Raw genomic sequence first — 16,118 nt, 5'->3', positions numbered from 1 at the left:
ACCGGTGATGGCGTTTTTATTTATTTCAACCGATCGCTTAATAACAGTGCAGTATTAATTTTTTTTTGGCTGTAATGATTACTTTAGTCTTATTATTGTACGTTGGTCTTATTTCTCATTTCAGCAGGAATTATTATCGCTGTTTATTTTTTCTGTCCGGTGTGACAGATGGTAGTCTTATTTTTCGCTAATCGGTTAATAAGGAATGAAATTAACCGGCGGCAACCACGGTTACCGCCGGCGCTATATTATATCAGCGATTTAATAAATGCCTGCCACTGTGCTTTATAGGCCTCCAGCTGTTTTCGCATTCCGTTGATATTCTGCGTTGTCGCTTCCGTCTGGGTGTCAATCATAGCGCTAAAGGTGGCAAAAGCCTCATCCATGTTGTCACCATGCTGTGTAACGTTTTGCATGGCCGCCAGCTGTTGCTGCTGATGGCTGTTGTCCTGTTCCAGCCGGCTGATATACGCCTTCACATCGGCAATCTGCTTACCGTCGCCAGATTTCCCGGCGACAGTGAGTGCCGCCTGCGCCAGTTGCAGCGAACTCTGTTCACGTGAAGCAACTTGATGGCCTATCAGCGTATCGACAATAGTGTTAGCCAGATCTCTGCTGCCGCTGTCGATATATTTGTCCACCAGCTTATGGAGTTTGGCCTCGGTCAGGGAGATCGCCATGGCTTTGGAAATATCGGAGTTATCGTACAGATTAGCCGCTGCGGTGCCTTCACTTAACACTTTATGCAGCGCGGCCGTAAACTTATCAAGGCTGGACTGGGTACTGTCACGGGCCAGGCCCAGCAATGAACTGACGCCAACCGCGTCATCCGGGGAGAGAACATCGTTGTAAAAATCTGCGCTGGTAGCGGGGATCACTGGCGGGCTGACTAATTTTAGTTCATTGATTTTTCGGGAGTTCTCTTGCTGCTGTTCTTCGCTTAGCGGCGGTTTTTCCGTTTCGCTGCTGGTCTGTTTCAGACGATTCACCGCCTCGGGCGAGATCGCTACTACGGCACTGGACTGGTCTTTCTCCAGCGGTTCAGTCGCTGATATGGCGGGGTGCGCTGCAGGTGTGGCAGCAGGATCCCGCGGGATACCGTCATATATTCCATTTGTCACGCCTGTAATGCTCATAATGCCCTCAACGATTGGTTCGGAAGATCGAACAAATTATCGGCACTGTGTAAGGAATCTTTAATTAAACGTAACCGGATGTGTTCTTATCCGCCGCGGTGGGTCACGGATAATCTGTCATCGATCAAAGCAAAGCCGGAGATTAAGCTGTACCCTTAGTGTGGGTTTATATGTCAGCGGCACGGGCCGCTGTCCGCCGCAGCGCAGCCGCTGGCGCATAACGCGCCGGGCACATCGCCACCGATGGCCCGGCCAGACAAAATCAACGGTGAGGATAACGATGATCATCTATCTGCACGGTTTCGATTCAAACAGTCCGGGTAATCATGAAAAGGTGTTGCAGCTGCAGTTTATTGATCCCGATGTTCGCTTACTGAGTTACAGCACTTTGCATCCCAAACATGATATGCAGCATCTGTTGAAAGAGACTGACAAAATGCTGCATCTGAATGTCGATGAACGGCCACTGATTTGCGGTGTCGGCCTGGGTGGCTACTGGGCTGAACGTATTGGTTTTCTCTGCGATATCCGGCAGGTCATGTTTAATCCGAATCTGTTCCCGTTCGAAAATATGACCGGCAAGATCGATCGCCCGGAAGAGTATGTCGATATCGCGACGAAATGCGTCAGCAACTTTCGGGAAAAGAATCGCGACCGCTGTTTAACCATTCTGTCACGTCATGACGACGCGCTGGACAATGTGCGCAGCGCCCGGGAATTGCATGATTTTTATGAGATTGTCTGGGATGAGGTGGAGGGACATAAGTTCAAAAATATTTCTCCACATTTACAACGTATTAAAGCATTTAAAACCCTCGGCTGATCGCCAGCTAAAGCGGCCGGATGTTTCCGGCCAGCATCATGGCGCTACGTAATAATCTGAGTTTTATTATTTAAAATTGACCCGGATCAATTTTGGTATGATCCGGTTACCCCGCCATGTTATCCTGCCCCCAGATAGCGATTTAAGTTCGCCAACCCTATGTTTACTAAGGATATTATTTTAACCTTTAGTTAACGATTGGTTCACATTTAAGGGGGTCGTTTGACTACACCATCTAAGAAAATTGTCATCGTCGGTGGCGGTGCCGGGGGACTGGAGCTGGCTACCCAGCTGGGTCACAAACTGGGCCGTAACAACAAAGCGGAAATTACGCTGATTGACCGCAATCATAGCCATTTGTGGAAACCGTTGCTGCATGAAGTGGCAACCGGTTCTCTGGATGAAGGCATTGATGCGCTTAGCTATCTGGCGCATGCCCGTAATCATCATTTCCAGTTCCAGCTGGGAACCGTCACTAACCTCGATCGCGAAAGCAAACGTCTGCAGTTAGCTGAAATTCGCGACGCGCAGGGGGAGTTGCTGGTGCCGGAGCGTGAACTAACTTATGACACGCTGGTGATGGCGCTCGGCAGTACCTCCAACGATTTCGGTACGCCGGGCGTTAAAGACCACTGTATTTTCCTCGATAACCCGAGCCAGGCGCGCCGCTTCCATAATGAGATGCTGAACCTGTTCCTGAAGTTCTCCTCGAACGAAGGCGCGCGGGAAACGGTGAATATTGCCATTGTCGGCGCGGGCGCCACTGGCGTTGAGCTTTCGGCCGAACTGCACAATGCGGTAAAGCAACTGCACAGCTATGGTTATAAGGGGCTGGATAACTCGGCATTAAACGTTACGCTGGTGGAAGCCGGTGAGCGCATTCTGCCAGCACTGCCGCCGCGTATTTCTGCCGCCGCGCATCTGGAACTGACTAAACTCGGCGTGCGGGTGTTAACGCAAACCATGGTCACCAGTGCTGATGCGAAAGGTCTGAATACCAAATCCGGAGAGTTTATTGAAGCTGACCTGATGGTATGGGCGGCCGGGATTAAAGCGCCTGATTTTATGAAAGAGATCGGCGGGCTGGAAACCAACCGTATTAATCAGCTGGTGGTGACCGAAAACCTGCAAACCACCCGTGATGAGAATATCTTTGCCATCGGTGACTGTGCCTCCTGCGCACTGCCAGGCGGCGGCTTTGTACCGCCTCGCGCGCAATCGGCCCATCAGATGGCGTCACGGGTGCTGGGAAATATTCTGGCGCAGATGAAAGGACAACCGCTGAAGCCGTATATCTATAAAGATCATGGCTCTCTGGTGTCGTTGTCACGCTTCAGTACCGTCGGCAGTCTGATGGGTAACCTGATGCGCGGGTCGATGATGGTGGAAGGGCGCATTGCGCGTTTCGTCTACATCTCTCTGTACCGTATGCATCAGATTGCGCTGCACGGCTATTTTAAAACTGGCCTGATGATGCTGGTCGGCAGTATTAACCGGGTTATTCGCCCAAGACTGAAACTACACTAATCTGCAGTGGCGGGATTTATCCCGCCATTTCAAACGATTATCCGCACTGCGTTACCCTGTCACCCTCGCATTTTCCGCTGTGATCCTGCCGCTACCGCCAGATAAGAACACTCTGAAAAGGATTTTCTCAGAGATTTCGTCCGGTTATCTGATTGTTCCGCTTCGTTACTTTACGCAAACTTCACTTCAATGACCACGGCGCGTCGCGCACGCCGGGAATGCCAAAGCTGCACAGGAACGGGCAGTGGCGACACGATGCGCGGTAACAATTCAGGAGGATTTCCTGTGAACAAATCAATGCTAGCGGGTATGGGTATTGGCGTGGCAGCTGCGTTGGGCGTTGCCGCCGTCGCGGGGATGAACGTCTTTAACAGCACGCCGCAATATGCTCAGGTGCTCTCCGCAACACCGATCAAAGAAACCACGAAAAATCCGCGTCAGGAGTGCCGCAATGTCACGCTGACTCATCGGCGTCCGGTACAGGATGAGAACCGTATTACCGGTTCAGTACTGGGTGCGGTGGCAGGTGGGGTATTAGGCCATCAGTTTGGTAGTGGACGCGGCCGCAGTGTGGCTACCGTTGCCGGTGCTCTGGCGGGAGGCTACGGCGGTAATCAGGCGCAGGGCGCCTTACAGGAACGTGACACTTACACCACCAGCGAGCAGCGCTGCAAAACGGTTTACGATAAGCAGGAAAAAATGCTGGGTTACGATGTAACCTATAAAATCGGCGACCAGCAGGGCAAAATCCGCATGGAAAATGACCCCGGCACCCGTATTCCGCTGGATAGTAAAGGGCAGCTGGTACTGAATAATCAGGCTTAAGCTGCTACCCAGCCGTTGATCGCACGCCACGGAGCGGCAGTAATGCCGCTCTGCGGCAAGCTTCCCATCGCCATCGCCAACGAATGCGTTCACTGACTTCGTATTGCTGGCCGCTTGATGCGGTTTAACGCCGCTATCAGGCGGCGTTCTCCTGCAACTGTCCCATAAAATCACGAATCCACTGCATGCGAACCTTACGATCGCCGAGGTCGCGGATAAACTTCAGACGTGTCGGGCCATCGAGGCGCCAGTGCTGCGGGTCTTTTTGCAGCAGGCCAATCAGCCAGCCAGGGTCAACCTTATTTTTCTCGGCAAATTCGATAAATCCGCCTTTTTCACTGCCTTCGATGCGGCGTACGCCCAGTTTCTGCGCCGTCAGGCGCAGGGCGGCGATATCCAGCAGATTACGCGCGGCATCCGGCAGCAGCCCAAAGCGGTCGATCAGCTCGACTTTTAGCTCCTCCAGTTCGTTTTCGCCTGGGGCGCTGGCGATACGCTTGTAGAAAGAGAGGCGGGTATTGACGTCAGGGATAAAGTCATCCGGCAGCAGCGATGGCATCCGCAGCTCGATTTCGGTCTGGTTGCTGGTCAGATCTTCCAGTGACGGCTCGCGCCCCTCTTTCAGCGCCTCGACAGCGTTTTCCAGCAGCTCCATATACAGCGAGAAACCGATGGTTTCCATCTGTCCGCTCTGGTCCTCGCCCAGCAGTTCGCCGGCGCCGCGGATCTCCAGATCGTGGGTCGCCAGCGCAAAGCCGGCGCCGAGATCCTCCAGTGACGCAATCGCCTCCAGACGTTTGTGCGCATCGGTGGTCATGGCTTTCGGATGCGGGGTCAGCAGCCAGGCATAAGCCTGATGGTGCGAACGGCCAACGCGACCGCGTAGCTGGTGCAACTGCGCCAGGCCAAAGTGATCGGCGCGTTCGATAATAATGGTATTGGCGGTGGCGATATCTATACCGGTTTCAATAATGGTGGTACATACCAGCACATTAAACCGCTGGTGGTGGAAATCATTCATCACGCGTTCCAGATCGCGTTCGCGCATCTGGCCATGACCGATGGCGATACGCGCTTCCGGCACCAGTTCCGCCAGCCGCTGCGCGGCTTTCTCAATGTTTTCCACGTCGTTATACAGGTAGTAAACCTGGCCGCCACGCAGGACTTCACGCAGAATCGCCTCCCGCACCACCAGGTCGTCATACTCGCGGACAAAGGTTTTTACCGCCAGGCGCCGCGCCGGCGGCGTGGCAATAATTGACAAATCGCGCATGCCGCTCATGGCCATATTGAGCGTTCGCGGGATTGGCGTGGCGGTGAGGGTAAGAATATCAACGTCTGCGCGCATCGCTTTGATGCGCTCTTTATGGCGGACGCCAAAACGGTGCTCTTCATCGACAATCAGCAGCCCCAAATCACGCCATTTAATTTCGTTTTGCAGCAGCTTATGGGTGCCAATCAGAATATCGATCTTGCCCTCGGCGGCCTGCTCGAGGATCTGTGCCTGCTCTTTGGCGCTGCGAAAGCGGGACAGCATTTCAATACGCACCGGCCAGTTGGCAAAGCGGTCGCGGAAGTTATCAAAGTGCTGCTGGGCCAGCAGGGTGGTAGGCACCAGCACCGCCACCTGCTTATGGTTCTCGATAGCCAGAAACGCGGCGCGCATCGCCACTTCGGTTTTACCGAAGCCGACATCGCCACACACCAGACGGTCCATCGCCAGCGGCTGACACATATCACTAAGTACCGCATTGATCGCCTGCGCCTGATCCGGGGTGGTTTCAAACGGGAAGCTTTCACAGAACAGCTGATACTGCTCGCGGTTATGTTTAAAGGCAAAACCGGTCTTCGCCGCGCGCTGGGCGTAGATATCCAGCAATTCAGCCGCCACGTCGCGCACCTTCTCGGCGGCTTTTTGCCGGGCACGCGACCAGGCATCGCTACCGAGTTTATGCAGTGGCGCATTTTCATCGGCGCCACCGGCATAGCGGCTAATCAGATGCAGTGAGGAGACCGGCACATACAGTTTGGCATCGTTGGCGTAGGCCAGCATCAGGTATTCAGCGGTAATGCCGCCTGTTTCCAGCGTCGTCAGACCGATATAGCGGCCCACCCCATGCTCCAGATGCACCACCGGCTGACCGGCGTGCAGTTCCGCGAGGTTACGGATCAGCACATCCGGGTTGATGGTCCGGCGGCTGTCCTGACGGCGGCGGCTGACGCGTTCGCCGAGTAAATCACTTTCGCAAATCAGCGCACGCTGGCGCAGACCATCAATAAAACCACGTTCACTGGCGCCAATAATCAGGTAATGACCGGCTTTACTGGCCTCATCCAGCCGTGAAATGGTTTTCGGCAGCACTTTAATACGCGCCAGCAGCTCCTGCAGGGTTTCGCGCCGGCCCTCGCTTTCTACGGAGAAGATCACTGAGCCGCTAAAACTTTCAAGAAAGCGTCGCAGGTTATCGAGCGGCGCTTTGGCCTGCGCCTGCACCGTCAGATCGGGCAGCGGCTGGTAGTGCAGATTGGTATTAGCCGCTTTATCCGCCAGCACTTCACTACTGAGCTGAATGCGCGGCCATTTTTTTAGCTCACTGAACAACTCATCGGTACGCAGCCAGAGTTTTTCCGGCGTCAGCAGCGGGCGCATCGGATCGACGCGGCGGTTTTCATAACGGGTAGTGACATCAAGCCAGAAGCGCCCGGCGCTGCTTTCCAGGTCGCCGGTATTGATCACCAGCGTATTATCCGGCAAATAGCTGAATAGCGCCGGCAACGGCTGGTCGAAAAACAGCGGTTGCCAGTATTCGATGCCGGCAGGCAATGTGCCCTTACTGACCTGCTGATAGATATGCTCGGCTTCGCGTTTGACATCGAACTGCTCGCGCCACTGGCTGCGAAATAGCTCAATGGCGCCTTTATCCGTCGGGAACTCGTGGGCGGGCAGCAAATTAATCGCCGCCACTTCTTCCAGCGTGCGCTGGGTATCGACATCAAACAGGCGCAGGCTGTCGATTTCATCATCAAAAAAATCAATGCGGTACGGCTGTTCACTTCCCATCGGGTAGAGATCGAGCAGGGCGCCGCGGGTGGCATATTCGCCATGGGCCATCACCTGATCGACACTGCGATAACCGGCCTGTTCCAGCTGGCTGCGCAGGGTATCACGCGACAGATGCTGGCCTTTCTGCATCACCAGCGCATGGCCATGTAAAAAGCTGTGCGGGCAAACGCGCTGCATCAGGGTGTTAACCGGCAGGATCAGCACGCCGCGCTGTAGCGAGGGTAACTGGTACAGCGTGGAAAGACGTGAGGAGATAATTTCCTGATGCGGTGAGAAACTGTCAAAAGGCAGTGTTTCCCAGTCGGCGAGGCTGGCAACGGGCTGGTCAGTAAACTGCTGAATTTCATCCTGCAGGCGCAGGGCATTTTGCATATCGGGTGCAATTAACATCACCGGCCCACGATGACGTTCAATGATTTCAGCGCACTCAACGGCACAAGCCGCACCGGTCAGCTGCCCAAGCAGGGAGCGATCGCCGGCTTTCACAGGCAGGGAATAACGAGTCTGTTCTGGCATAGTCGGTTCGACGTTCTCTTAATTATCCATATGGCGTAATGATTTCACAGAACGCGCCAGGGGTCACCTGATCGCGAACGGATTTTTGTGGTCAACAGGCGACACAAAATGCCGGGCATCGCCGGGAGAAGGTAAAACCATGCTACGGGCAGTCGTTACTTTGTTGATTGCTGAGTGTAATGCATTTTGGGCCGGTCAATATTCGCCCAGCATAACTCCTGCTCAACATGATAGCTGTGATTGCCGTCGTCCCATTTAACGTAGTATCCGGTTGGCGCATCTCCCTGCTCAAAAACGTTAACCACTTCGCCTTTGATATCACCGGATTTATGTTTCACAATACTGCCTTTGGGATATCTGAACATCGTACCACTCCAGCGCCGTTAAAACGGCAGTAATACTCAGCCACTGTATATCATTCCGCTGTATAGCATTATAGTTTACGCCATCTGCCGCCCGTGTGATTAGCTGATTAACGCAGTGTTGTTGTGGTTTTTTTCGCCGCTTAGCCGTTTGCTGCGTTATCTTTACAGGCTTTGCCGCAGACTCAGAGGCTTAGAGGTTCCATAAAGCGAGCCGGTCCTTTATCATCCTTGATCACTTTGCATCAGCAAGCGCCACAAGACGGATTACATGTATCAACCTGTTGCCTTATTTATTGGTCTGCGCTACATGCGTGGACGCGCCTCAGACCGCTTTGGTCGGTTTGTCTCCTGGCTTTCCACCATCGGCATTACGCTCGGGGTGCTGGCGTTGGTTACCGTATTGTCGGTAATGAACGGCTTCGAACGCGAGCTGGAAAACAATATTCTCGGTCTGATGCCGCAAGCGCTGGTCACCAGCGATAAAGGATCGATTAATCCCGGGCAAATTAGCGCCGACAGCCTGAAACTTCAGGGTATCAGCCGCGTTGCCCCGCTGACCACCGGTGATGTGGTGTTGCAGAGCGCGCGCAGCGTGGCGGTTGGCGTTATGCTCGGTGTGCAGCCTGACGAGCAGGATCCGCTGACGCCCTATCTGGTCAACGTGAAACAGCAGGCGCTGCAGGCGGGTCAGTATAACGTCATCCTTGGCGAGCAGCTGGCCGGGCAGCTGGGGGTCAAACGTGGTGACTCCCTGCGCCTGATGGTGCCATCTGCCAGTCAGTTTACACCTATGGGACGGGTGCCGAGCCAGCGCCTGTTCAATATTATCGGTACCTTTGCCTCCAACAGCGAAGTGGATGGTTACCAGATTCTGGTCAACCAGCAGGACGCGTCACGTCTGATGCGCTATCCGCCAGGGAATATCACCGGCTGGCGTTTATGGCTGAATGAGCCGTTAAGCGTCGACACTCTGAGTCAGCAAAAACTGCCTGACGGCATGGTGTGGAAAGACTGGCGCGAGCGTAAAGGCGAGCTGTTCCAGGCGGTGCGCATGGAGAAGAATATGATGGGCCTGCTGCTTAGCCTGATTGTGGCGGTGGCGGCGTTTAATATCATTACCTCCCTTGGCCTGCTGATTATGGAAAAGCAGGGCGAAGTGGCCATTCTGCAAACCCAGGGCCTGACGCGCCGTCAGATTATGCTGGTGTTTATGGTGCAGGGCGCCAGCGCGGGCATTATTGGTGCGCTGCTCGGCGCCTTACTGGGGGTACTGCTGGCCAGCCAGCTGAATAATCTGATGCCGATCATTGGTCTGTTCCTCGATGGCGCTGCGCTGCCGGTGGCGATTTCGCCATGGCAAGTGGTGGCGATTGCGTTCACCGCGATGGCGGTGGCGTTACTGTCGACGCTTTATCCTTCCTGGCGCGCCGCCGCCGTACAACCCGCTGAGGCTTTACGCTATGAGTAATTCGATCCTGTTGCAGTGTAACGATCTGTGCAAACGCTACCAGGAAGGCAGCGTGCAGACAGATGTGCTGCGCAATGTCTCTTTTAGCATCGAACCGGGTGAAATGATGGCGATTGTCGGCAGCTCCGGCTCCGGTAAGAGTACCCTGATGCATCTGCTGGGCGGGCTCGATTCGCCCACTTCCGGCGAAGTGGTGTTTAACGGGAAATCGCTGAACAGTTTATCTTCTGCGGCTAAGGCCGAACTGCGTAATCGCGAACTGGGTTTTATCTATCAGTTTCACCATCTGCTGCCGGACTTTACCGCGCTGGAAAATGTGGCGATGCCGCTGCTGATTGGCAAAATGCATAAAAACGACGCGCAGGAGAAAGCGCGCGCGATGTTAGCGGCGGTAGGGCTGGAAAAACGTGCCGCCCATCGTCCTTCTGAGCTTTCCGGCGGTGAGCGTCAGCGCGTGGCGATTGCCCGGGCGCTGGTGAATAACCCGCGTCTGGTACTGGCGGATGAGCCGACCGGCAACCTTGATGCACGCAACGCGGATGCTATTTTCGATCTGCTCGGCGAACTGAATGTGCGTCAGGGCACCGCGTTTCTGGTGGTGACCCACGACCTGCATCTGGCGAAGCGTCTGAAGCGACAGATGGAGATGCGTGACGGGCAGCTTAGCGGCGAGCTAACGCTGGCGGGAGCCCTGTAATGGTTGCTTCTTTATCCCTGCTGCTGGGGTTACGCTTTAGTCGCGGCCGTCGTCGCGGCGGAATGGTGTCGCTGATCTCGGTGATCTCAACCGTCGGTATTGCGCTGGGGGTGGCGGTACTGATTGTCGGTCTGAGCGCGATGAATGGTTTCGAGCGCGAGCTGAACAACCGTATTCTGGCGGTGGTGCCGCACGGAGAGATTGAACCGGTGAATCAGCCGATGAGTGGCTGGCAGGGCATGTTGCCGCGCATTGAGCAGGTTGCCGGCATTGCCGCTGCGGCGCCCTATATCAATTTTACCGGTCTGATTGAAAGCGGCGCCAAACTGCAGGCGATTCAGGTTAAAGGCGTCGATCCGCAGCTGGAAACACGGCTAAGCGCACTGCCGAAGTTTGTGCAGCATAATGCCTGGTCCAGTTTCGCCGCCGGTCAACAGCAGGTGATTATCGGCAGTGGCGTGGCAAAATCGCTAAACCTGAAACCGGGTGACTGGCTGACGATCATGATCCCTAACAGCGACAGCGAGCATAAGCTGCTGCAGCCGAAACGTATTCGCCTGCAGGTAAGCGGTATCTTGCAACTGAGCGGGATGCTTGATCACAGTCTGGCGATGGTGCCGCTGGCGGATGCGCAGCAGTATCTGGCGATGGGTGATAATGTCACCGGTATTGCGATTAAAGTTAACGACCCGTTTAGCGCCAATAAACTGGTGCGTGATGCCGGCCAGGTGACCCAGTCCTATGTCTATATCCGTAGCTGGATTGGTACTTACGGCTATATGTATCGTGATATCCAGATGATCCGCGCCATTATGTATCTGGCGATGGTACTGGTGATTGGTGTCGCCTGTTTTAATATCGTCTCAACGCTGGTGATGGCGGTGAAAGATAAGAGCGGTGATATTGCGGTGCTGCGAACGCTGGGCGCCAAAGATGGACTGATCCGCGCTATCTTTGTCTGGTATGGACTGATGGCGGGCCTGCTGGGCAGCGTCAGCGGCGTGGTGGTTGGGGTGCTGGCGGCGCTCAATCTTACGCCGCTCATGCGCGGCATTGAAACCCTGCTCGGCCATCAGTTTCTTTCCGGCGATATCTATTTTATCGACTTCCTGCCATCAGAATTGCACTGGCTGGATGTCATTTCGGTGCTGGCGACGGCAATTGTCCTGAGCCTGGTGGCAAGCTGGTATCCGGCGCGGCGCGCCAGCCGTATCGACCCGGCGCGGGTGTTAAGCGGACAATAATCGTTATGTACTATGGCCTCGATATGGGCGGCAGTAAAATCGCGCTTGGCGTCTATGACTCACAGCGCCGCCAGCTGTGGAGTACGCGGGTGCCTACCCCGCGTGACGACTATCAGCAACTGCTGACGGTACTGGAGCAGCTGGTGCGCACTGCGGATCAGCGTAGCGGTGTGCCGGGCAGCGTCGGCATCGGGGTGCCGGGGTTGCCGGTGCCGGATGACGGCACGCTGTTTACCGCCAATGTTCCGGCTGCCCGCGGGAAAACGTTGGGCGCCGATCTGTCGCAGCGGCTGGGGCGTGAAGTGCGGATTGATAACGATGCCAACTGCTTTGCTCTTTCCGAAGCCTGGGATGACGAGTTTCAGGCCTTTCCGGTGGTGTTTGGCCTGATCCTCGGTACCGGAGTCGGGGGCGGGCTGATTGTTGACGGCAAACCGGTTACCGGACGCAATTTTATCACCGGCGAATTTGGTCATCTGCGCCTGCCGGTGGATGCCCTTGAGGTACTCGGCAGTGACATCCCTCTGCAACAGTGCGGCTGTGGCAAACGCGGCTGTATTGAATCCTATCTTTCCGGAACCGGTTTTTCATGGTTGTGGCAGCAATACTATAAGCAGACTCTCAGTGCGCCTGACATCATCACCCGTTATTATCAGGGGGATCAGCAGGCACGGGCCCATACCGAACGTTATTGCGAGCTGTTAGCCGTTTGTCTTGGCAATTTGCTGACGTTGATCGATCCGCATCTGGTGGTGTTGGGTGGGGGGCTTTCCAATTTCGATGCACTCTATGAAGGACTGGAACGGCGTGTGGCGAAGTACTTGTTACCGGTTGCCAGAACACCTCGTTTCGCCAAAGCCCGCCATGGTGATGCCGGAGGAATGCGCGGCGCCGCTTTCCTCCACCTCAGGTAACTTAAGGAGCTTTTATGCGCACACCCCGTCGCCGACTGCGACTTGCACGCTACAAGAAGACTAAGCGCCAGATCCATCAACGTTTTCGCCAGCGCATTTTCGAGCGCGATCGCAGTGCGGAGCTGCTGGCTAATCCGTTGCCGCACGTCGTCGTCCTGACCGGCGCGGGGATTTCCGCTGAATCCGGCATCCGCACTTTCCGTGCCCATGACGGGTTATGGGAAGAGCACCGGGTTGAAGATGTGGCGACACCGGAAGGTTTCAGACGCGATCCGAATCTGGTGCAGGCATTTTATAATGCGCGTCGTCGTCAGTTGCAGCAGCCGGAGATCCAGCCGAATGCGGCGCATCAGGCACTGGCGGAACTGGAATCGGTGCTTGGCGACCATTTTCTGCTGGTGACGCAGAATATTGATAATCTGCATGAGCGCGCTGGCAGTCAGCGGGTGATCCATATGCATGGCGAACTGCTTAAGGTGCGTTGTCCGGGCAGCGGGCAGATTTTTGCATGGAATGAGGATATTAATGTCGGCGACCACTGTCATTGTTGCCAGTTCCCGGAACGGTTACGTCCCCATGTCGTCTGGTTTGGCGAGATGCCGCTGCAGATGGAAGAGATCTATCGCGCGCTGGAAAAGGCCAATTACTTTATCGCGATTGGTACTTCAGGCCATGTTTATCCGGCGGCGGGTTTTGTCCATGAAGCGCGCCTGCATGGGGCGCACACCGTCGAGCTGAATCTGGAACCCAGCCAGGTAGGCAGTGAGTTTCAGGAGAAGAAATACGGACTGGCCAGCGAAGTGGTGCCGCTGTATGTGCGTACCTTTTTACTCGGGCTATATAAGTAATTATGCGCTGTGGGCGGCACAGTATGCCGCCCGTAGCTGCTAGCCGCTTTTCGCGCGACCCGAAAAGTCAAAAAAGGTTATCCCCGTTTGCTGAATCGTCATCGGGTAATAGCGAGGGGGTGACATTGAGCTCTTTAAGTAGAGTATTCAGTTCTTCATCCTCGCGATACAGTGGTTTCGCTAATCGCTCTTTAATCTGTTCAGCCACCGATGAAATATCTAACGGAGCCTGCGGCGTTCCCCAGTTTAATGCGCTAATCATTTGCCTGACCAGAATCTGTTTTGCTCTGGCATAGTTATCCTCAATGTCGATGACGACATTAAAATCCGTACTGAATCGGCGATTGTCCTGTATATCAGAAAAGTTGCTGCTGTGTTTGTCATCGTTATCATTATCGTCATCGTCCGTGCCGTCGGTATTGTAAAAAACGTCTATATCTTCAACGTCGCTAAAGTCATCGATATTCGCCAGATCGTGGTTATTTACCTGGCCGACATAAAAGGTTCGATGCGGAAAGTAATTAATGCCGCTGCTGCTGTCACTGGCAGAATCACTGTCGCTCTCATTGGTAAGCTGATCAATATTCGACAGTAAACAACCCTGCGCTCTGTGCGTGTTGAAATAGAGATCCAGACTGTCGTTGTCCCATTCGTTGGGAAGTGCCAGGGTAATATTCTGACAAAACTGCAGGTTACGGATATCCTGTAAATGGGCCCCCAGCCAGTCGACTCTCTGTAGGTCAGCATTGGCAAAATTGACATTTTCCAGCCTGGATTTTTGCATATTGACATCAATGAAAACGACCGACTGCATGTCACAACCGGTTAACTGACTGTTACTCAGATCCACTTTTTCAAATCTGCAATACAGCAATGATATGCCATTCATTATGGTATTCTGCAGTTGGCTATCCTCGATAATTATTCCTTCAAGTTTTTTATCGAGTTTGCTTAAATCCATGCCGCTCAAATCAATATTCGACAGCCTGAGCGGATAATTAATTGAGTGGTCTTTTAGTCTGTTTTCCAGCGCCTGATATTTGGCTATCTGCAGCTCTTCTGTTTCAACAGCACCGGCATTCTCTGGCATCGGGCGTTGAAGTATTGCGAGATCGGAAGGCGGAGCCAGCGGGTTGCTGTCGCTGTCGGGAGAAACAGATGAAGAGGCGATTGGTGATAAAAACAAATTCTCCTCCTTAGAGAATTTCTATATGGGAAAAGGAAGAGTAATTGGAAATAATAGCGCAGACTTTCAAATTTCGCCGCTGCGGTCATTTTGCTGGTCTGCATTATAAATTCTCTGGCACAGGGCGTTAATATATTGCGGCGGACTACGGAACACCGAGGTTAGAGGATATGCTGGGGAGCGGGTGGTAACTGTCCATTGCCCTGTGTGGCGATAAATTGCTTAAGGCGGGGATCGCTATTGTAGGGGGGTTTTGACAGGAAAAGGGTTAAGGGGACAATCACAGCTGAGAGATTGATCGCCGCAGACTGCAGTGAGTCGATCAGTTTAATCACCCCGGCAAGCTTAATGCTGTCATAATTGATATCGATACTGTCGATGGCGCTCAGCAGGTTGCCATGCAACTGATGGTGGGAGACCAGCCAGCTTTCCAGCATCGCCTGGTCGTGCCATCTGGCGGGCAACGCCAGCGAGAAAGTACTGCTTAGTTGAGTATTGGTTAAGTTACTGCCGCAAATATTAATATTATCCATTGCTGCCGCGTGGCAATCAGCGGCGGTTAAATCGCTATCTGTCAGTTTTATTTCACTAATATTTGCCCAGCTTAAATCAACATTGCGCATACTGGACATGGAAATCGTTGCCCACTGCAGGTGGGCAAATTTCATTTCCGCGTCATTCAGATTGACATTTTTCAATGTGGCAGCGGTGAGTGTCGCGCCATAGAGCATGGCGCCTTTCATTGAGCAGTCTTCAATTTTAATACCATACATATCCGCGCCGGTCAGAATAATGCCATCCATCCGGACATGTTTAAACGTTGCGCCGGTCATTTGCGTTGCCGACAAATCATGTCTGCTCAGATCGATATTTTCCATTATGGCGCCATTCAGAATCGTCCAGCGCCAGTCGCAGCCGGTGACTTTACATTCGGTAATCTGACTGAAACCGAGATGGGTTTCCGTCAGTTGCGCGAGGCTTAAATCGACAAATAGCAGCGTGGCCCACTTCAGCCGGGTCTTCTCAAGGCGGGCATTGCACAGTGTAGAGCTGATAAGGGTGACTGACTCAAGGCTGGCGCCGTTAAGTATGGCATCCGTTAAATCTATTTTTCGTAAAAAGGCGCCGTTGAAATTGGCATTTTCCAGAACCGCAGCGTGAAGATTCACATTGGACATTTTAACCTTTACCAATTTGGCGTCGGTAAAAATGACGTAACTGAGATCAACATCGTAAATATCCATCCCGCTTAAATCCGTATTGCTTAAATCAAGCGGCGCATCCAGACGATGAGCGCTTAACAGCTGTTGTAGCGCCGCTGATTTTTCCCGGTAGAAGTCTTTTTCTTCCTGACAATTCAGATTTTCTGCTAATGGTTTTTTTAATAGCGTTAACTGCGGGCAGGCGTCGGCAGTCTGGCTAACTAGCGGTGTTTCAATGGTATCGCCACTAATATTTAATCCATAATGCATATTAATTCCTTTTTAATAATGTCATTTAAGATA

The 16,118-nt window shown here is 53.6% G+C and carries 13 protein-coding genes; 8 read left to right on the top strand and 5 right to left on the bottom strand.

Annotated features, from left to right (window positions below; translation table 11 throughout):
* Positions 1 to 248: 248 nt before the first annotated feature.
* Positions 249 to 1,136: a hypothetical protein gene (locus JWF83_RS16165; protein WP_413651400.1), complete on the bottom strand. Its 888-nt coding sequence runs from the start codon at positions 1,134 to 1,136 to the stop codon at positions 249 to 251.
* A 280-nt stretch (positions 1,137 to 1,416) separates the two neighbouring features.
* Here JWF83_RS16165 and ycfP point away from each other — a divergent pair, with 280 nt between their 5' ends.
* The 3 genes from ycfP to JWF83_RS16150 all read left to right on the top strand — a co-directional run bounded on the left by ycfP (position 1,417) and on the right by JWF83_RS16150 (position 4,311).
* Complete coding sequence (gene ycfP, locus JWF83_RS16160; RefSeq protein WP_413651399.1) at positions 1,417 to 1,959, top strand: alpha/beta hydrolase YcfP; 543 nt, start codon at positions 1,417 to 1,419, stop codon at positions 1,957 to 1,959.
* Positions 1,960 to 2,181: 222 nt separating this feature from the next.
* Positions 2,182 to 3,486, top strand: coding sequence for an NAD(P)/FAD-dependent oxidoreductase (locus JWF83_RS16155; protein WP_413651397.1), 1,305 nt, complete (start codon positions 2,182 to 2,184; stop codon positions 3,484 to 3,486).
* Positions 3,487 to 3,771: 285 nt separating this feature from the next.
* The gene (locus JWF83_RS16150; RefSeq protein WP_413651396.1) at positions 3,772 to 4,311 is read left to right on the top strand and encodes a glycine zipper 2TM domain-containing protein; all 540 of its coding nucleotides are present in this window, start codon (positions 3,772 to 3,774) and stop codon (positions 4,309 to 4,311) included.
* A 136-nt stretch (positions 4,312 to 4,447) separates the two neighbouring features.
* Here the strand turns inward: JWF83_RS16150 and mfd are convergent, their stop codons facing one another.
* Both mfd and JWF83_RS16140 read right to left on the bottom strand, forming a co-directional pair.
* Positions 4,448 to 7,891: a transcription-repair coupling factor gene (gene mfd, locus JWF83_RS16145; RefSeq protein WP_413651394.1), complete on the bottom strand. Its 3,444-nt coding sequence runs from the start codon at positions 7,889 to 7,891 to the stop codon at positions 4,448 to 4,450.
* Positions 7,892 to 8,046: 155 nt separating this feature from the next.
* Positions 8,047 to 8,256 (bottom strand): hypothetical protein, encoded by a 210-nt coding sequence (locus tag JWF83_RS16140; RefSeq protein ID WP_413651393.1) that lies wholly within the window; start codon positions 8,254 to 8,256, stop codon positions 8,047 to 8,049.
* A 268-nt stretch (positions 8,257 to 8,524) separates the two neighbouring features.
* Between JWF83_RS16140 and lolC the strand changes: the two genes are divergently transcribed.
* From lolC to cobB, 5 genes are read left to right on the top strand one after another with little or no spacing between them, the layout of a single operon-like run.
* Complete coding sequence (gene lolC, locus JWF83_RS16135; protein WP_413651391.1) at positions 8,525 to 9,724, top strand: lipoprotein-releasing ABC transporter permease subunit LolC; 1,200 nt, start codon at positions 8,525 to 8,527, stop codon at positions 9,722 to 9,724.
* A complete protein-coding gene (lolD, locus tag JWF83_RS16130; protein ID WP_413651390.1) occupies positions 9,717 to 10,421 on the top strand; it encodes a lipoprotein-releasing ABC transporter ATP-binding protein LolD in 705 nt (234 codons plus the stop codon). The genes lolC and lolD overlap by 8 nt, the downstream gene beginning before the upstream one ends.
* Positions 10,421 to 11,665 (top strand): lipoprotein-releasing ABC transporter permease subunit LolE, encoded by a 1,245-nt coding sequence (lolE, locus tag JWF83_RS16125; RefSeq protein WP_413651389.1) that lies wholly within the window; start codon positions 10,421 to 10,423, stop codon positions 11,663 to 11,665. The genes lolD and lolE overlap by 1 nt, the downstream gene beginning before the upstream one ends.
* A gap of 5 nt (positions 11,666 to 11,670) precedes the next feature.
* Positions 11,671 to 12,579: an N-acetylglucosamine kinase gene (nagK, locus tag JWF83_RS16120; protein WP_413651387.1), complete on the top strand. Its 909-nt coding sequence runs from the start codon at positions 11,671 to 11,673 to the stop codon at positions 12,577 to 12,579.
* A 14-nt stretch (positions 12,580 to 12,593) separates the two neighbouring features.
* Positions 12,594 to 13,427, top strand: a complete 834-nt coding sequence (gene cobB / locus JWF83_RS16115; RefSeq protein ID WP_413651385.1) for a Sir2 family NAD+-dependent deacetylase — start codon at positions 12,594 to 12,596, stop codon at positions 13,425 to 13,427.
* Positions 13,428 to 13,494: 67 nt separating this feature from the next.
* Here cobB and JWF83_RS16110 read toward each other — a convergent pair whose 3' ends face one another.
* Positions 13,495 to 14,613: a pentapeptide repeat-containing protein gene (locus JWF83_RS16110; RefSeq protein ID WP_413651384.1), complete on the bottom strand. Its 1,119-nt coding sequence runs from the start codon at positions 14,611 to 14,613 to the stop codon at positions 13,495 to 13,497.
* A gap of 161 nt (positions 14,614 to 14,774) precedes the next feature.
* A complete protein-coding gene (locus JWF83_RS16105; protein ID WP_413651383.1) occupies positions 14,775 to 16,085 on the bottom strand; it encodes a pentapeptide repeat-containing protein in 1,311 nt (436 codons plus the stop codon).
* Positions 16,086 to 16,118 lie beyond the last annotated feature (33 nt).

It is taken from the genome of Pantoea sp. B65 (genome assembly GCF_047308185.1).
Classification (GTDB): Bacteria; Pseudomonadota; Gammaproteobacteria; order Enterobacterales; family Enterobacteriaceae; genus Erwinia.
Note: the sequence above shows the minus strand (reverse complement) of the source record. Positions and strands in the feature narration are given on the sequence as shown.